This is a genomic window from Billgrantia ethanolica, from assembly GCF_021404305.1.
Taxonomy (GTDB): Bacteria; Pseudomonadota; Gammaproteobacteria; order Pseudomonadales; family Halomonadaceae; genus Halomonas; species Halomonas ethanolica.
Genome location: NZ_JABFTX010000030.1, coordinates 1 through 355, shown reverse-complemented (window position 1 = coordinate 355; position 355 = coordinate 1). Strand labels below are relative to the sequence as shown.

The window sequence follows — 355 nt, the reverse complement described above, 5'->3', positions numbered from 1 at the left end:
GACGAAACCGTCAACGAAGTAGCCGAGCAGGTCGGTGAGCTGATCGCCCGCCTGCCGATGGATGCCGTATCTCACGTAGAAGTCAACGCCGAGGAGAACGCATGAGCCTGATCGACGGCTTCGGCCGAACCGTGCGCTACGTCCGCCTCTCCGTCACCGACCGCTGCGACTTCCGCTGCGTTTATTGTATGGCCGAGGAGATGACCTTCCTGCCTCGGGCCAGGCTGTTGACCCTGGAAGAGATCGCCACCCTGTCGCGAGCCTTCGTCGAGCTGGGCGTGGAGAAGATCCGCCTCACCGGCGGCGAGCCCCTGGTGCGTCGCGGCATCGAGGAGCTGGTGGCCGAACTCGGCGC

General features: G+C 65.1%; 1 protein-coding gene. It reads left to right on the top strand.

The window, feature by feature from the left end:
* Positions 1 to 101 precede the first annotated feature (101 nt).
* Positions 102 to 355, top strand: a 254-nt coding sequence (locus HOP53_RS21365) for a radical SAM protein (protein ID WP_234271872.1), incomplete at its 3' end; no start/stop codon positions are given.